Origin of the sequence: Pseudomonas abietaniphila (assembly GCF_039697315.1) — a bacterium.
Lineage (GTDB): Bacteria > Pseudomonadota > Gammaproteobacteria > Pseudomonadales > Pseudomonadaceae > Aquipseudomonas > Aquipseudomonas abietaniphila_B.
This window is the reverse complement of record NZ_CP155619.1, coordinates 2,791,586-2,807,764: the sequence shown is the minus strand read 5'-3', so window position 1 is coordinate 2,807,764 and position 16,179 is coordinate 2,791,586. Positions and strand designations below refer to the sequence as shown.

Annotated in this window: 19 protein-coding genes; 3 read left to right on the top strand and 16 right to left on the bottom strand. The window is 60.6% G+C overall.

The features are described from left to right. Positions 1-17 precede the first annotated feature (17 nt). From hemW to ABDX87_RS12455, 8 genes are all read right to left on the bottom strand, one after another. Positions 18-1,232, bottom strand: a complete 1,215-nt coding sequence (gene hemW, locus ABDX87_RS12490) for a radical SAM family heme chaperone HemW (RefSeq protein WP_346833123.1) — start codon at positions 1,230-1,232, stop codon at positions 18-20. Beyond that, the gene (rdgB, locus tag ABDX87_RS12485) at positions 1,229-1,825 is read right to left on the bottom strand and encodes an RdgB/HAM1 family non-canonical purine NTP pyrophosphatase (protein ID WP_346833122.1); all 597 of its coding nucleotides are present in this window, start codon (positions 1,823-1,825) and stop codon (positions 1,229-1,231) included. Before rdgB ends, hemW begins: the two co-directional genes overlap by 4 nt. After that, entirely contained in the window at positions 1,822-2,268 is a 447-nt protein-coding gene (locus ABDX87_RS12480) for a DUF4426 domain-containing protein (protein WP_346833121.1), read from the bottom strand. The genes rdgB and ABDX87_RS12480 overlap by 4 nt, the downstream gene beginning before the upstream one ends. Positions 2,269-2,291: 23 nt before the next feature. Beyond that, complete coding sequence (metW, locus tag ABDX87_RS12475) at positions 2,292-2,912, bottom strand: methionine biosynthesis protein MetW (RefSeq protein ID WP_062385481.1); 621 nt, start codon at positions 2,910-2,912, stop codon at positions 2,292-2,294. Positions 2,913-2,919: 7 nt separating this feature from the next. Continuing rightward, positions 2,920-4,059, bottom strand: a complete 1,140-nt coding sequence (gene metX / locus ABDX87_RS12470; RefSeq protein ID WP_346833120.1) for a homoserine O-succinyltransferase MetX — start codon at positions 4,057-4,059, stop codon at positions 2,920-2,922. A 318-nt stretch (positions 4,060-4,377) separates the two neighbouring features. Beyond that, positions 4,378-4,968, bottom strand: coding sequence for a YggT family protein (locus tag ABDX87_RS12465; RefSeq protein WP_346833119.1), 591 nt, complete (start codon positions 4,966-4,968; stop codon positions 4,378-4,380). A gap of 10 nt (positions 4,969-4,978) precedes the next feature. Next, on the bottom strand, positions 4,979-5,797 hold the full coding sequence (gene proC / locus ABDX87_RS12460; protein WP_346833118.1) for a pyrroline-5-carboxylate reductase: 819 nt from the start codon (positions 5,795-5,797) through the stop codon (positions 4,979-4,981). A 24-nt stretch (positions 5,798-5,821) separates the two neighbouring features. After that, positions 5,822-6,508, bottom strand: coding sequence for a YggS family pyridoxal phosphate-dependent enzyme (locus tag ABDX87_RS12455; protein WP_346833117.1), 687 nt, complete (start codon positions 6,506-6,508; stop codon positions 5,822-5,824). Between the two features lie 54 nt (positions 6,509-6,562). Here ABDX87_RS12455 and ABDX87_RS12450 point away from each other — a divergent pair, with 54 nt between their 5' ends. Further along, positions 6,563-7,597 (top strand): type IV pilus twitching motility protein PilT, encoded by a 1,035-nt coding sequence (locus ABDX87_RS12450; RefSeq protein ID WP_346833116.1) that lies wholly within the window; start codon positions 6,563-6,565, stop codon positions 7,595-7,597. Positions 7,598-7,735: 138 nt separating this feature from the next. On the opposite strand, the gene ABDX87_RS12445 is transcribed toward ABDX87_RS12450, so the two are convergent. Continuing rightward, positions 7,736-8,467, bottom strand: coding sequence for a C40 family peptidase (locus ABDX87_RS12445; protein ID WP_346833497.1), 732 nt, complete (start codon positions 8,465-8,467; stop codon positions 7,736-7,738). A gap of 250 nt (positions 8,468-8,717) precedes the next feature. On the opposite strand from ABDX87_RS12445, the gene ABDX87_RS12440 reads away from it, so the two are divergent. Beyond that, a complete protein-coding gene (locus ABDX87_RS12440) occupies positions 8,718-9,134 on the top strand; it encodes a TM2 domain-containing protein (RefSeq protein ID WP_346833115.1) in 417 nt (138 codons plus the stop codon). Positions 9,135-9,221: 87 nt separating this feature from the next. Here the strand turns inward: ABDX87_RS12440 and ABDX87_RS12435 are convergent, their stop codons facing one another. From ABDX87_RS12435 to gshB, 7 genes are all read right to left on the bottom strand, one after another. Beyond that, complete coding sequence (locus tag ABDX87_RS12435; RefSeq protein ID WP_346833114.1) at positions 9,222-10,493, bottom strand: dihydroorotase; 1,272 nt, start codon at positions 10,491-10,493, stop codon at positions 9,222-9,224. Beyond that, a complete protein-coding gene (locus tag ABDX87_RS12430; RefSeq protein ID WP_346833113.1) occupies positions 10,490-11,494 on the bottom strand; it encodes an aspartate carbamoyltransferase catalytic subunit in 1,005 nt (334 codons plus the stop codon). The genes ABDX87_RS12435 and ABDX87_RS12430 overlap by 4 nt, the downstream gene beginning before the upstream one ends. A 12-nt stretch (positions 11,495-11,506) precedes the next feature. Further along, the gene (pyrR, locus tag ABDX87_RS12425) at positions 11,507-12,031 is read right to left on the bottom strand and encodes a bifunctional pyr operon transcriptional regulator/uracil phosphoribosyltransferase PyrR (protein WP_346833112.1); all 525 of its coding nucleotides are present in this window, start codon (positions 12,029-12,031) and stop codon (positions 11,507-11,509) included. Positions 12,032-12,124: 93 nt separating this feature from the next. Further along, positions 12,125-12,565, bottom strand: coding sequence for a Holliday junction resolvase RuvX (gene ruvX, locus ABDX87_RS12420; RefSeq protein ID WP_346833111.1), 441 nt, complete (start codon positions 12,563-12,565; stop codon positions 12,125-12,127). Continuing rightward, positions 12,565-13,134 (bottom strand): YqgE/AlgH family protein, encoded by a 570-nt coding sequence (locus ABDX87_RS12415; RefSeq protein WP_346833110.1) that lies wholly within the window; start codon positions 13,132-13,134, stop codon positions 12,565-12,567. Before ABDX87_RS12415 ends, ruvX begins: the two co-directional genes overlap by 1 nt. 246 nt (positions 13,135-13,380) lie before the next feature. Next, a complete protein-coding gene (locus ABDX87_RS12410; RefSeq protein WP_346833109.1) occupies positions 13,381-14,283 on the bottom strand; it encodes an energy transducer TonB in 903 nt (300 codons plus the stop codon). 241 nt (positions 14,284-14,524) lie between these two features. Then, positions 14,525-15,478, bottom strand: coding sequence for a glutathione synthase (gene gshB, locus ABDX87_RS12405; RefSeq protein WP_346833108.1), 954 nt, complete (start codon positions 15,476-15,478; stop codon positions 14,525-14,527). 264 nt (positions 15,479-15,742) lie between these two features. Here gshB and pilG point away from each other — a divergent pair, with 264 nt between their 5' ends. Beyond that, positions 15,743-16,153, top strand: a complete 411-nt coding sequence (pilG, locus tag ABDX87_RS12400) for a twitching motility response regulator PilG (protein WP_074752373.1) — start codon at positions 15,743-15,745, stop codon at positions 16,151-16,153. Positions 16,154-16,179 lie beyond the last annotated feature (26 nt).

Genomic DNA, 16,179 nt, shown 5'->3' with positions numbered 1-16,179 from the left:
GTCCTTAGCGTTAAGCCTTAAAGAAGAAAGTACTGCAGCAGGTCGTTGAGGAACAATTGACCGCGGGCAGTGGCGACCAGCCGGGCCGGATCGGCTTCCAGCAAGCCCCGTTGTTCGGCTTGCTGGCGCGCGCTGGCCAGCGAATCGACGCTTAGACCGGTGCGACGCTGAAATAATGCAGCGTCGACGCCATTTGTGAGGCGCAGGGCGTTCATCAGGAATTCGAAGGGCATTTCGTCCAGCGCCAGCAGCTTCTCTCCGGCCTGGTACGACTTGGCGGGGTTCAGATAATCCTTGGGCAAACGTGTTTTCCAGGTGCGCACGATGCGTCCGTCAGGATGGCTGAGCTTGCCGTGAGCGCCTGCGCCGATGCCGATGAAGTCCCCAAAACTCCAGTAGTTCAGGTTATGCCGCGCGGCGCGCCCGGACTGTGCGTAGGCCGAGACCTCGTATTGCGCGTAGCCGTTTTCCCTGAGCAGGGTCTGACCCGCTTCCTGGATGTCCCAGAGAATGTCGTCTTCCGGCAGCGTCGGCGGCTGATTCCAGAACACAGTGTTCGGCTCAAGCGTCAGCTGATACCAGGACAGGTGCGTGGGCGCGAGGGCGATGGCCTGACGCAGATCACCCAAGGCATCGTCTTGCGATTGATCCGGCAGCCCGTGCATCAGGTCGAGGTTGAAGTTATCGAAGCCGGCCTGACGCGCCATGTCGGCAGCGCGGACGGCTTCATCGCCGTTGTGGATGCGACCGAGCGCCTTGAGCTTGGCTTCCTGAAAGCTCTGGATTCCGATCGACAGCCGATTGATGCCCAGGCCACGATACGCGCTGAATTTCACCTGCTCGAAGGTGCCCGGATTCGCCTCCAAGGTGATTTCGATGTCGGGTGCAAATCGAATGCGCTGCTCAACGCCCTTGAGCAGCCGCCCGAGGGCGTCGGCGCTGAACAGGCTGGGCGTTCCACCCCCGAAGAAGATCGTGCTCAGTTCACGACCGTAGACGTGCGGCAGGTCTTGATCAAGGTCGGCCAGCAGCGCATCCACATACTCTTGCTCCGGCAGCACGGGGCTGGCGGTGTGGGAATTGAAGTCGCAGTACGGGCATTTGCGCACGCACCACGGAATATGGATGTACAACGACAGTGGAGGCAGTTCGGGCAGCGGGGTTCGCGGTTGCTCCGAGCTGAAACCGGCCGCCCCGAGAATCAGCGGCCGGGTGTTGGCATCATCAGTCATTGCAAACCCAGACGCTGACGCAGAATGGCCATGGCACGGGCGCGATGGCTGATCTGGTTTTTGTCGGCCGGGCTCAGTTCGGCGCTCGACAGATTGCGCTCAGGCACCCAGAACAGCGGATCGTAGCCGAAGCCATGCTCGCCGCTGGCGGCGGTGAGGATGCGACCGTGCCACAGGCCTTCGCAGAGGATGGGCAATGGATCGTCGGCATGGCGAACCAGCGCCAGCACGCAGACGAATTGCGCACCGCGCTGGTCTTCGGGCACGTCTTTAAGGGCGTCCAGCAGCTTGGCGTTGTTGGCCGCGTCGCCTTTGCCATCGGCATAACGCGCCGAATAAATGCCCGGCGCGCCGCCAAGAAAATCCACGGCAAGCCCCGAATCGTCGGCCAGTGCCGGCAGGCCGGAAATGCGCGCCGCATTGCGGGCCTTGAGGATCGCGTTCTCGACGAACGACAGGCCGGTCTCTTCAGGCTCGACGCTGCTGAACTCGCCGATCGAGCGCAGTTGCACGCTGCCACCGAGCATGGCCTGCAGTTCTTTGAGTTTGCCGGCGTTGTGGCTGGCCAGTACGAGCTGGGTGAAATTCATCATTGGTCCGAGAAAATCTGCTGGTTGAAGCTGAGTGTGTGCGTGTCGCCATCACCCGCTTTGACGTTGATCGTGAAGACGTAAGTGGCTGAGCTGTCGGGCTCTACGGCGAACTGTGCGAGGTAGTTGACCGAACCGTTTTCGCTGACCGGTCTGAAGCTCAATGCTTTCTTGCGTCCGGTCAGATCGGCGACTGAGCCGTCGATGTCGGCAGTGACGGTTTTGTCACCCTTGAGAACCGCAACGTTGATGACGGCCTGTCCCTTGCTGCGGATCAAGCCGTTGTCCTTTGCAATGGTCGGTTGCAACAGCCCCGACGCGAAGGCGTTGTAGTGAATGATCAGGTCGCCAAACTGCTGTTGCCGGTTCAGGCTGGCACTGTCAGCGGCCGAGGCCGGCGCGGCAAGCGCAAACAGCAGGCCGAACATTGCGATCAGACGAGCCATGATCATTCTCCTCATTGTCGGGGTCACACGGCGATCTGGTGGTCCTGCAGACCCGGGCTGCTGACCCGATAGATGCCGATCTCACCCAACAGATTAGGCCATAGCTTGCTGGCCCAACCGTGTCGATGCTGCTGATCGACGGCCAACCGATCAATGACCTTGGCCGAACGACCCCGGCACAGTTCTTCGAAGTCTTCGAAGGTGCAGAAGTGGATGTTCGGCGTGTTGTACCACGTGTACGGCAGGAATTCGGACACCGGCATCCGGCCTTTGCTTGCCAGGTACCAGCGGCAACGCCAGTGACCGAAGTTGGGGAACGTGATGATGCACTGACGACCGACGCGCAGCATTTCGTCGAGGATCTTGTCCGGGTAATGAACGGCTTGAAGCGCCTGGGTCATGACCACGACGTCGAAGCTGTTGCTGGCGAAGTTGCCCAGTCCCTTGTCCAGGTCTTGCTCGATGACGTTGACGCCGCGCGCGACGCAGCGGGCGATGTTGTCGGCGTCGTTTTCCAGGCCGTAGCCCGTGACATTTTTGTTGCTCTGCAGCCAGGCCAGCAACTCGCCGTCACCGCAGCCGAGGTCGAGCACGCGGCTGCCTGCCGGTATCCAGTCTTGGATGATTTCCAGGTCGGCTCTCATGGTGTCCTCAGAGTGCAATTCGGTTCATGTAGCTGGAGAAGGCCTGCAGGTAGCGCGGGATCGGCATCAGGAAGGCGTCGTGGCCTTGCGGTGCATCGATCTCCAGGTAGCAGACGTCCTTCTTCGCGGCCATCAGGGCGTCCACCAGTTCGCGCGAACGCGCGGGCGAGAAACGCCAGTCGGTGGTGAACGACATGACGCAGAATTTGGACGTGACGTGGGCGAAGGTGGCGGCCAGGTCGTCATTGAAGTTGGCGGCCGGGTCGAAGTAGTCCAGCGCCTTGGTCATCAACAGGTACGTGTTGGCGTCAAACCGGCCGGAAAATTCTTCGCCCTGATAGCGCAGGTAGCTTTCGACCTGGAACTCGACGCTGTGGAAGTCGTAGTTGAGGTTTTCGTTTTTCAGGCCACGGCCGAATTTCTCGCCCATGGAGTCATCGGACAGATACGTGATGTGCCCGACCATGCGCGCCAGCATCAGGCCGCGTTTGGGGATCACGCCCATTTCCTGGAATGAGCCGCCGTGGAATTCGGGATCGGTCAGAATCGCCTGTCGGGCGACTTCGTTGAAGGCGATGTTCTGCGCCGACAGTTTCGGGGCCGAAGCAATGGCCAGGCAATGGCGAACACGGTCCGGGTAGGTCATGGTCCATTGCAGCGCCTGCATACCGCCCAGACTGCCGCCGACGATGGCCGCCCATTGCTGGATGCCCAGTGTGTCGGCCAGACGCGCCTGGCTGTGGACCCAGTCCTCGACGGTCAACACCGGGAAGTCGGCGCCGAACGGCTTGCCGGTTTCCGGATTGATGCTGCTCGGACCGGTCGAACCGTTGCAGCCGCCCAGGTTGTTCAGGCTGACGACGAAGAACGTGTTCGTGTCGATAGGCTTGCCAGGACCGATGCAGCTGTCCCACCAGCCCGGCTTGCGGTCGTCGGCGCTGTGGTAGCCAGCAGCGTGATGATGGCCAGACAAGGCGTGACAGATCAGCACCGCGTTGCTTTTGGCGGCGTTGAGTTGACCGTAGGTTTCATAGACGAGGTCATAGGCAGCCAGCGAGCGACCGCAGGCCAGCGCCAGAGGCTCGCTGAAATGCGCCGTTTGCGGCGTGACTAGACCGACAGAATCTTCGGGAAAGACCGTGGACATCGACCCTGCTCTCGCTGAAATGAGGCGTAAGTCTAAAGATCGCGGGGGGGAGCGGCAACAAACTAAACAGCTGAATTCGCTGGCGGTCGGGCTTTCGATTCTGCCCGTACTGCGTAGGAGCGTGGCTTGTCCCGCGATGGGGTGCGCAGCGCCCCTAAATCCGGGCGGCGAGATCATTCAGGAAGATCTCGTTCTTAGCCTTTACTGCCGCTGCGCAGCAGATCGCGGGACAAGCCACGCTCCCACGCCTTCGGCAGAGGCGATCGGCGTACGTCTGCAAATTCGGGGCGACGAAGATGGCTTCGGTCGCCCCAGGTTTCAGATCAATCGCCACAGTTCCTGCGGCATACCGGCATAGGCAGCCAGCTCAGGCATGACGTACGACTGCAGCACCTGAATCGCCAGGAAAGCGAAGATCGGCGAGATGTCCAGGCCGCCGAGGTTGGGGATGATGCGGCGGAACGGTGCCAGAATTGGCTCGCTGATCTGGTAGGCCAGTTCGGCAGCCGGGTTGTGAGTGCCAGGCGCGATCCAGGACACGATCACCATGATGATCATCGCGACCCAGAAGATTTTCAGCAGCAACGACGTGATGCCGATGATCGACCACATCAAAAGATGCGGCACGTCGCCGATGGTGCCGTAAGTCATCATCAGCACGAACGCCATCAACAGCGCCTGAATCACGATGCCCAGTAGCAGAGACGACGTGTCCAGACCGAACACGCTAGGCACGATCCGGCGGATAGGCTTGAGCAGCGGCTGAGTGGCGCGCACGGCGAACTGGCAGAGCGGGTTGTAGAAGTTGGCTTTGACCAGTTGCAGCACGAAGCGCAGCAGAACGATGGTCAGGTACAGGCTGATCAGCGTCTGAATGACGAAAATCGTGGCGCCGGTGAGTGCATTCATGAATTGCTCCTTATTTGCCCAGCTGCTCGGCCATCTCGGCCGAGCGATGTGCGGCAGCGCCCAGCGCCTTTTCTACCATCGCTTCAAAACCGTCCGCCTGGAACGATTTGATCGCGGCTTCCGTGGTGCCCGCCGGCGAGGTCACGCGCCGACGCAGTTCGGCGGCATCGACATCGCTTTCGGTGGCCATGCGAGCGGCGCCCAGCGCGGTCTGTTCGGCAAGCTGTTTGGCGACCTCTTGCGACAACCCCAGCTTCACGCCCGCCGCAGTCATGGCTTCGATCAGCAAGAAGAAGTACGCAGGGCCGCTGCCCGAGACGGCGGTGACGGAGTCGATGTGAGTCTCTTCGTCGACCCACAGGGCGATACCCACCGCGGACAACAGGGTTTCGGCTTGCTGGCGTTGCGCTTGAGTCACTTCAGCGGTGGCGTACAGGCCGCTTACGCCCTGACGCAGCAGCGCCGGGGTGTTCGGCATGCAGCGCACGATAGGCTGCTCGCCCAGCCAGGCTTTCATGCTGGCGCAGGTGATACCGGCCGCAATGGACACCAACAACTGATTCGGCTTGAGGGCTGGTTTGAGCGCTTCACAGACGGTTTTCATCATCTGTGGTTTCACCGCCAGCAGCACCACGTCGGCGCCTTCGATGGCTTCAGCGTTGTCTGCGACGACTTTGATGCCGTGCTCTTTGGCCACACGCTCGCGGGTTTCTGCGCCGGGATCGCTGGCGCGGATCAATTCAGCTTCGACGCCCTGGGCGCGCATGCCGCCAATCAAGCTGGCCGCCATGTTGCCGGCGCCGATGAACGCGATACGGGTCTTGCTCATGAACGATTTCCTGTGAGGCAAAGGTTAAGGCTGCCCGTAATTGCGGGCGCCGAAGAGGGCAGTGCCGATCCGCACCCAGGTCGCGCCTTGTGCGATGGCGGCTTCCAGGTCGTGGCTCATGCCCATGGAAAGGGTGTCCAGCGGCAGGTTCAGTTGATCTTGCAAAGTGCGTACAGCAGCAAAAGCAGCGTTCTGTTCGTCGCTGTCTTCTGTCGGTTCGGGAATTGCCATCAATCCGCGCAATCTCAGATGGGGCAGGGCGCTGATTGCCTGGGCCAGCGCAGGCAGGTCTTGAGGGGTGCAGCCGGATTTGCTGGCTTCGCCACTGACATTGACCTGAATGCAGATGTTGAGCGGGGGCAGATCGGCAGGGCGTTGCTCGGACAGGCGTTGTGCGATTTTCAGACGATCCACGGAGTGTACCCAGGCGAAGTTCTCGGCGATTGCGCGAGTCTTGTTGGACTGGATGGGGCCGATGAAATGCCAGATCAAGGGCAGGTCGCTCAATTCGGTCTGTTTGCCGAGGGCTTCCTGCAGGTAGTTCTCGCCGAAGTCGCGCAGCCCGGCGGCGTACGCTTCGCGCAGATCGCTTGCCGGCTTGGTCTTGCTCACGGCGAGCAGGACCACTGAAGCCGGGTCGCGCTGGGCGGCCTGCGCGGCGTTGTGAATTCGCTCTGCGAGCGTTGAAATGTTCTCTGCTATCGTGGACATTGATTTGCGCCAGCAGGGCTAAAGTCTGCGGCATTCTATGTGATGAGGAGCTGTATGGATATTACCGAGCTGCTTGCCTTCAGTGCCAAGCAAGGCGCGTCGGACTTACATCTCTCTGCCGGCCTGCCACCGATGATTCGCGTCGATGGCGATGTGCGGCGGATCAACCTGCCAGCGCTGGACCAGAAAGAAGTCCAGGCGCTGATCTACGACATCATGAACGACAGGCAGCGCAAGGACTTCGAGGAGGATCTGGAAACGGACTTTTCCTTCGAGGTGCCGGGCGTGGCGCGGTTCAGGGTCAACGCGTTCAACCAGAACCGTGGTGCAGGTGCTGTGTTCCGGACCATTCCCTCCAAGGTCCTGAGCATGGAAGAGCTGGGCATGGGGGAAGTGTTTCGGAAAATTACCGATGTCCCTCGGGGGCTGGTGCTGGTGACCGGGCCGACCGGGTCGGGCAAGTCGACGACGCTTGCGGCGATGGTCGATTACCTGAACGCCAACAAACACCACCACATCCTCACCATCGAAGACCCGATCGAATTCGTTCACGAGTCCAAGAAAAGCCTGATCAACCAGCGTGAAGTCCATCGCGACACTCATGGCTTCTCCGAGGCGTTGCGTTCGGCGTTGCGGGAAGACCCGGACGTGATTCTGGTGGGCGAGTTGCGTGACCTGGAAACCATTCGGCTGGCGCTGACGGCTGCGGAAACCGGACACCTGGTGTTCGGCACACTGCACACCACGTCGGCGGCGAAGAGTATCGACCGGATCGTGGACGTGTTCCCGGCTCAGGAAAAATCGATGATTCGCTCGATGTTGTCCGAGTCACTGCACGCCATCGTGTCCCAGGCGTTGCTCAAGAAAGTGGGCGGTGGCCGGGTGGCGGCGCACGAGATCATGATCGGCACCTCCGCGATCCGTAACCTGATCCGTGAGGACAAGGTGGCGCAGATGTACTCCTCGATTCAGACCGGTGGGTCATTGGGGATGCAGACACTGGACATGTGCCTGAAGGATCTGGTGAGCAAAGGCCTGATCACCCGGGAAAGCGCGCGTGAGAAAGCGAAGACGCCTGATAATTTCTGACTGCTGGCCATAAGCAACTGTGGGAGCGAATTCATTCGCGATTGGCCCGTACATCCGATGAGTCTCTATCGGCTGTTTCGGCCTCTCGCGAAAGAATTCGCTCCCACAGGTTTCTATCGTCTTACAGATTGGCGCCCGTCAGCGCTGGGCGATCCGCACCGTGCCTTTCTGCGTTGGCGCCTGTTTCGGCAGCACGCGCTTGGCAACCACGTAGTGGCTGTCCCAGTACGGCTTTTTCAGCGTGTCGATGGTCACCGACTTGCCGCGACGAGGGGCGTGAACGAACTGGTCGTCACCGAGGTAGATGGCGACGTGGTTTACTTTGCGGCTCTTGATGTTGAAGAACAGCAAGTCGCCCGGCTTCAGGTCTTTGCGATCCACCTTCTGACCGTGGCCTTCAGCCATGGCGTTGGAGGTACGCGGCAAATCCACTTCGCTCACGTCGTTGAACGCGTATTTGACCAGGCCGCTGCAATCGAAGCCTTTGGTTGGGCTGGTGCCGCCCCAACGATAAGGGGTACCGATGGCTTTTACAGCTCGGTTAACGACATTGCTGCTTTGCTTGGTGCCCGGCTGCCCTGCATTCGCGAGGGCAACGGTGTTCTGCGAAATCTTGCGAGAACTGTGGGACTTCTTGCCCTTGGTTGCTCGGCTGTTCTTGCTTGACGTCTCAAGCGGGGTTGCTGTTTCTTCGAGGGCGGCGATTGCTGCGCGTTGAGCGGCAATGTTGCGCGATACGGTTTCCGATGACTCGGATTTGGCGGTAAAACCCGTAAAGCTCGAAGGTAACGCTTGCTCACGATTGGTGGCGTGGGCGGCCAATGGCATAAATAGGCAAATAGTTAGCCATGTCTTGAAAAATGGACGCATTAGGCAGGGCTCATAGTGGTCAGCGCGCAACTTTATAACAGCTTTTTCACCGTTTCTGAGGCCACTTGTCGAACAATTTACTGGCTCTGGAGTCAGTTTTGACAGTAAAACTGTCACATCTCTTCAGGCATCACCTTGCAGAACAAGGGTTTGCGCGAATCAGTAGAGGTTCAAGCCATACGTCGGAGAGCGATACGAAAGTCACAAAATTTACGCATATTTTTTTCTATCGGTGGAAAAGAGGTAAGCAATGAACACCTATTACCCTGACGTCCAACGTCCGGACACCCACAGCAAGATCATGGGTTATCTGCTGTGGATCGTCGGCTTTACCGGTTCCCATCGGTTCTATTACGGCAAGCCAGTCACCGGGACGATCTGGTTTTTCACCTTCGGGTTGCTGGGGATTGGCTGGCTGATCGACCTGTTTTTGATCCCGTCGATGGATCGTGAAGCGGACCTGCGATTCAACGCGGGCAGCACCGATTACAGCGTCGCCTGGATTCTGCTGACCTTTCTGGGCGTGTTCGGTGTACACCGGATGTACCAGGGCAAATGGATCACCGGCATCCTTTACCTGTTGACGGGCGGCTTTGCGTTTCTCGGCGTGCTGTACGACTTCTGGACGCTGAATGATCAGATCTCCATGAAGAACGCCCAGAGGTAGGGTTTCCGCTCGGTTCAGAACACCCTCACTCTCACGGGTTTGAAGTTGCCTGTGAGAGTGAGGCGTGTCGGACCGGCAGCTGAACGGTCACCCGATGTAACTGATCCGCCCATCCACAAACGTGTACTTCACCGCGCCCGGCAGGCAATGGCCGAGGAACGGGCAGTTTTCGCCTTTCGACAGCCACTTCTCGCCCGCCACGGTAGACGCCGCAGGGTCGAACAGCACCAGATCCGCGGGCGCGCCAGCGGCCAATTGGCCCGCAGGCAGGCGCAAGGCCGCCGCAGGCCCTGCGCTCAGTCGCGCCAGCAGCGTCGGCAGGTCAAGCAGGCCGTCCTCGACCAGCGTCATCGCCAACGGCAGCAGGAGCTCGACGCTGCTGATGCCTGGCTCCGTCGCGCCGAACGGTGCGAGCTTGGCGTCGCGTTCGTGTGGCTGGTGGTGGCTGGAGATGGCCTGGACCACGCCGGACTTCACCGCTTCGCGCAATGCATCGCGGTCAGCGCGTGTGCGCAGCGGCGGTTGCACGTGGTAGAGGCTGGAGAAGTCGATCAGCGCTTCGTCCGTGAGAATCAATTGATACAGCGCCACGTCAGCGGTCACCGGCAGGCCACGGGCCTGGGCCTGTGCAATCAAGGCCACACCGCGGGCGCTGGTCAGCTGGGTGAAGTGAGCGCGCACGCCGCTTTGCTCGACCAGCAGCAGGTCACGGGCCAGTGCGACGGTTTCAGCGGTTTCCGGGATGCCCGGCAAGCCGAGGAAGGCAGCGGTCGGGCCGTCGTGTGCCAGTCCGCCTTGCGCCAGATCGTAATCCTGCGAGTTGAAGATCACCGTCAGGTCGAAGGTCGCCGCGTATTCCAGCGCGCGGCAGAGGGTGCGGTTGCTGCTGAAATTGACCAGGCCGTTGGTGAACGCTACGCAGCCAGCGTCACGCAGGGCGATCAGCTCAGCCAGTTGCTCGCCTTCCAGGCCTTTGCTCAATGCGCCGATCGGAAAGACTTTGCTGTGTCCGGCTTCGCGCGCGCGATCCAGAATCAGCTCGGCAACCGCCGATGTGTCCAGGACGGGCTTGGTCCTGGGCGGGCAGCACAGGCTGGTCACACCACCGGCTGCAGCCGCGCGGGTTTCCGAAGCGATGCTGCCTTTGCGGCTATAGCCCGGCTCGCGCAGCGACACGTTCAGATCGACCAGCCCCGGTGCTGCCACCAGTCCTGCGCCGTCGATGATTTGTGAAGGCGTGAAATCGGCAGGTGCCGCGCCGAGCGCCAGGACCTTTCCGGCTTCCAGGTGAACGTCGATGACTTGATCCAGACCGCTGACAGGGTCGATGACGCGAGCGTTGATGATGCTGAACTTCACTGCGCGTTCTCCTGCTCGAACTGGCGTTGGGCGGTTTGGCCACTCATGGCCATGGACAAGACGGCCATGCGCACGGCGATGCCATAGGTCACTTGATTGAGGATCACCGAATGCGCGCCGTCGGCCACTGCCGACTCGATTTCCACGCCACGGTTGATCGGGCCGGGGTGCATGACGATGGCGTCCGGCTTGGCGCCAGCCAGGCGGGCGGTGGTCAGCCCGTACAGGCGGTAGAACTCGCCTTCGCTCGGCAACAGGCCGCCTGACATGCGCTCGCGTTGCAGACGCAGCATGATCACCACATCGACGTCTTTCAGGCCTTCAGCCAGATCCGTGTAGACCTTCACGCCGTACTGCTCGACGCCAATCGGCAGCAGGGTTTTGGGGGCGACCACGCGGATGTCCGGGCAGCCCAGTGCCTTGAGGGCGATCATGTTCGAACGCGCCACACGCGAGTGCAGGATGTCGCCAACGATGGCCACCGAAAGGTTCTCGAAGTTGCCCTTGTGGCGACGGATCGTGAGCATGTCCAGCATGCCCTGCGTCGGGTGCGCATGACGGCCGTCGCCGCCGTTGATGATCGCCACCTGCGGGCAGACGTGCTCTGCGATGAAGTGCGCCGCGCCCGAATCGCCGTGACGCACGACGAACATGTCGGCCGCCATGGCTTCAAGGTTGCGCAGTGTGTCGAACAGCGTTTCGCCCTTGCTGGTCGACGAGGTCGACACGTTCAGAGTGATGACGTCCGCCGACAGCCGTTGCGCCGCGAGTTCGAAGGTGGTGCGCGTGCGGGTCGAGTTCTCGAAGAACACGTTGCACACAGTCTTGCCGCGCAACAACGGCACTTTTTTCACCGCTCGGGCGCCCACTTCGAGAAACGAGTCGGCGGTGTCGAGGATTTCGGTCAGCAGTTCGCGGGGCAAACCGTCGAGCGAGAGAAAATGTTGCAGCTGACCCTGATGGTTCAGCTGCAGCGGGCGCTTGGCGTCGAAAGGCGTCATCGCAAAGGACTCTTAGAGGGCGGCGGAATCGGTGGAAAGGTCTTGCAGTTCAAGTGTCAGTGGCGTCGGGCCGGACAGCTTGACCCGTTCGGTCGGAGACAGATCGAGCGTCGCGCCGGTCACATTCGGACGAATCGGCAGCTCGGCAGCGTCCAGATCAAGCAGCGATACCAGCGTCACGCTGGCCGGTCGGCCGTAGTCGAACAGTTCGTTCAGGGCTGCACGAATGGTTCGGCCGCTCATCAATACGTCATCGATCAGCACCAGATGCTGGCCCTCGATCTCGAACGGCAGCTCGGAAGGGCGCACTTGCGGGTGCAGGCCGTTCTGGCTGAAGTCATCACGGTAAAAGGACACGTCCAGCGTGCCGAGCGGGGACTGGCTGTTCAGGGCCTGGAGCAGCGCCTGAGCGACCCAGACGCCGCCGGTACGAATGCCGATGAAACGCGGCTCGCTGATACCACGTTTATTCAGGTGCGCGTTCAGGTCGATCGCCATCTGGCTGATCAGTTCGGCGGGGTTGGGCAGGGTGCTCATGGTCGCTCCTTCAGAAGCCCGGTCCCATTCCTTGCGGCTGGCCGGGCTTAAACTCGAATTCAGTGCTGTTCAATGCAGTGCAATGTAAGGCGCTCACGTGTCGAACAGCGCGCTGTTGGCTTCCAGCCAGCCTTGCAGCAGAAGCGCTGCGGCAATGGCGTCCACCGGGTTGTCGCGGTAGCTGCCACGCTGCCCGCCGCGCGACATGCGCTCACCCTTGGCTTCAAAGGTGGTCAGGCGTTCGTCATGGGTATAGACGGGCACGTTGAACCGGCCGTTGAGCTTGCGCGAGAATTTCTCGGCGCGAGCGCTCATTTCGCTGGGCGTGCCGTCCATGTTCAGCGGCAGGCCGACGACAATGGCGTCAGGCTTCCACTCGGTGATCAGCGCCTGGACCTTGTCCCAGTCCGGAACACCGTTCTGCGCTTTCAGGGTGCACAGCTCCCGGGCCTGGCCGGTGATGACCTGGCCGACAGCGACGCCGATCTGTTTGGTGCCGTAGTCAAACCCCAGAAGCAGGCGCAGTGCGGTCATCAGGCGTGGCCCGCCTGGCTGGTCAGCAGATTCAGGTTGACGCCCAATTTGGCAGCCGCCGCGTCGAGCCGCTGTTCGCTGTCGAGTTCGAACAGAATCGCGGGGTCGAACGCGCAGTTCAGCCAGGCGTTGGCGGCAAATTCGGCTTCGAGCTGGCCGGCATCCCAGCCGGCATAGCCCAGGGTGATCAAGTTTTGATCAGGGCCGTAGCCGTCGGCGATCGAAAACAGGATGTCCTGCGAGGTGGACAGCGAGATGCCGCCCAGATCGACCGTGGCCTGAAAAATCTGGCCGGTGGGGTGCAGGACAAAACCGCGATCGGTTTGAACCGGGCCGCCGACATGAATGGGGATGTGCTGACAGCGAACGGGTGGCGACATTTCCGGGCGCAACTGCTCCAGAATGTCCGCCAGCGACAGGCTTTGCGGTCGGTTGATCACCAGACCCATTGCGCCATTGGCGTTGTGCTCGACGATGTAGGTCAAGGTCTGAGCGAAGTTCTCATCGTGCATGTGGGGCATGGCGATCAGAAATTGATGCTTGAGGTACGACGGAGTGACGTTTTTCATGAGCCCTAGTGTGGCGCTGCGGGGCTGCTGTGACAACTACGGGATTAGTGCATGACGCAAAAACTGGTAGGAGCGTGGCTTGTCCCGCGATCGGCGGGGGACCCGTCGCACATTCGGTCAGCAGGATGCGTCTGATTGACCGCATTCACAGGTTTTGCTGCCGGTACCCGGCAGATCGTCCGAATGCGGCCCAGACACAAGCCACGCTCCTACAGTGGCTGCTATGCAGTGGCTCCCCTAACTCAATCAGTTACTGGACAGCTTGTCCCCGCGGGCAAACTTCCAGGTGCGGATGATCTCGAGCCGGTCGATGTCAGCCAGGTCGCCACTAAACGGCGCAAATGGCGCCGCGAGCCGCACGATTCTCTGAGCGGCCTGATCCAGCAACGGCTGTCCGGACGATTCAAGCACCAGCACTTCATATAAAGAGCCGTCGCGGTTAATCGACACCATCATCCGCAGGCTGCCGTAGATCTGCTGGCGCCGGGCTTCTTCAGGATAATTGAGGTTGCCGATGCGCTCGATCTTCTTGCGCCAGTCCTCTTTGTACCAGGCGCCCTTGTCGCGCATGGTCGACGCAGCGCTCAAGCGATGGATCTTCGGACGCTTGGCGTACGCCTGCTGCTCGTCGGCGAGTTCGGCCTCAAGGCTGGCGATTTCGCTGTTCAACTGGGCGCTGTCGAACGTGGGCGCGGCTTTCTTCGCCTCTTCGGGTTTGACTTCGTCGCGCTTGGCGACGGTTTTTTGCGGCGCCTGCGCCTTGGTGGCGACGGCCGTTTTGGGCGCTTCCTGCTTGATCACCGGTTTGGCAGCGGGCGGAGGCGTCACCTTGTTGATCTTGGTGTCCTGATACGGTGCGATTTCGGTGGTCTTGGGCACGGCCTTCTTGTCGAGGGTGCCGCTGCCTTGCTGGTTTTCCTGTGCGAGGAAGTCAGCGTCCTTGGGCTTGGTGTCGCTCTTGAAGGGGGCGAGGGTGATTTCCAGCGTCTGGCTGATCTTTTCGGGTTTGACGTAGGTGAAACCCACGCCAAGGATCAGCGCCAGGTGCACGAGGGCTGCGATCATCAAGGTAAAACCCAGGCGATCGGCCGGGCGCACGGTGGTACGGGTCAGGGCCATCGGGAGATCACTGTCGACCGCAGCGTTCATCGACGCTCCGGAGTCACACAAGCCAGCATTGCGGAAACCCACCTAGGGCGAAATTCAGGCCGCGCATGATAACGCAATGTCAGGGCGTTCTTGGGCTTTGATATCTGCGGGCCGATTAGTGGGCGAATTTCAGGTGTCGAGGGATGTGCTGGCAATACGGCCCTCTTCGCGAGCAGGCTCGCTCCCACAGAATTGCAGCGGTTCTGTGGGAGCGAGCTTGCTCGCGAATGAGGCGATGCGGTTACCGGGCCTGCAGCTTCTTCTCGATCACATCCATCAACATCCCGCCAATGTCCGTACCGAACGCGTTGTCGATTTCACGGATGCAGGTCGGGCTGGTGACGTTGATTTCGGTCAGGTGCTCGCCAATCACGTCGAGTCCTACAAACAACAAACCTTTTTCGCGCAGGGTCGGGCCGATTTCGGCGGCGATCCAGCGGTCGCGGTCAGTCAGGGGACGCGCTTCGCCTCGGCCGCCCGCTGCCAGGTTGCCACGGGTTTCGCCGGCGGCCGGGATGCGGGCCAGGCAATAAGGCACAGGCTCACCGTCCACCATCAGGATGCGCTTGTCGCCGTCCTTGATCGCAGGCAGGTACGCTTGCGCCATGATTTGCTGCTGGCCGTGGTTCGTCAGGGTTTCCAGAATCACCGACAGGTTCGGGTCGCCCGCGCGATGACGGAAGATCGACGCGCCACCCATGCCGTCCAGCGGCTTGAGAATGACGTCGCCATGCTTGGCGGCGAATTCCCGCAGGATGTCCGAACGACGGCTGACCAGCGTCGGCGGCGTGCACTGCGGAAACAGCGTAGCGAACAGCTTTTCGTTGCAGTCACGCAGGCTCTGGGGCTTGTTCACCACCAGCACGCCCGCACGCTCGGCTTGCTCCAGCAAGTAAGTGGCGTAGACGAATTCCATGTCGAACGGCGGATCCTTGCGCATCAGGATCACGTCCAGGTCGTCCAGACCGCTGTCGACTTCGGCCTCCAGTTCGAACCAGTGCGCCGGATCGGCAAACACCTTCAGCGGCTTCATCCGTGCGCGGGCCTGCCCGGCATCCTGATAAAGATCATGCTGTTCCATATAGAACAGTGACCAGCCGCGCGCTTGCGCTGCAAGGAGCATGGCCAACGAGCTGTCCTTTTTATAGGAGATGCGCTCGATAGGGTCCATGACAATTCCCAGGCGAATGCTCATGGGGCGATATCCTCTGATCGGTAATGGCCGCAACGGGCCGAAAACAGGCGTCAGGGTGGCGCTGCGCACGCTTGGGGTCAAGGGGCAAGCGTGGCGCATTTGCTTTATGGATTGCGTCTGGAGAGTGTGCTAAAAAGGCTCGGCATCTGACTTCACGTCGGTTGCCATTCGAGCCCTCTAGAAGGGGGGTTAGCGATCCGACCAGCACCAGACGCCCGGCCGAAGGCAGCCCATCTGAATCGCCGCGGCGATGGTAGAGCAGACATGGAACAGCATTCAGCCCCATTGAAAGTGATGATCATCGACGACTCCCGAACGATTCGTCGCACCGCCGAGACCCTGCTGAAAAACGTCGGCTGTGAAGTGATCACCGCAGTAGACGGCTTCGATGCGCTGGCCAAGATTGCTGATAATCATCCGAGAATCATATTTGTCGACATCATGATGCCCAGACTCGACGGGTATCAGACGTGCGCGTTGATCAAGAACAACCGGGCATTCAAGTCTACGCCGGTGATCATGTTGTCCTCCAAGGACGGGCTGTTCGACAAAGCCAAGGGGCGAATTGTCGGTTCTGATCAGTTTTTGACCAAACCGTTTAGCAAGGAAGAACTGCTCAGTGCGATCAAGGCTCATGTGCCAGGGTTCGTGGCAGTAGAACAACAACTATCTTGATGCCGTGCCCTCACCCAGGGGCGGCT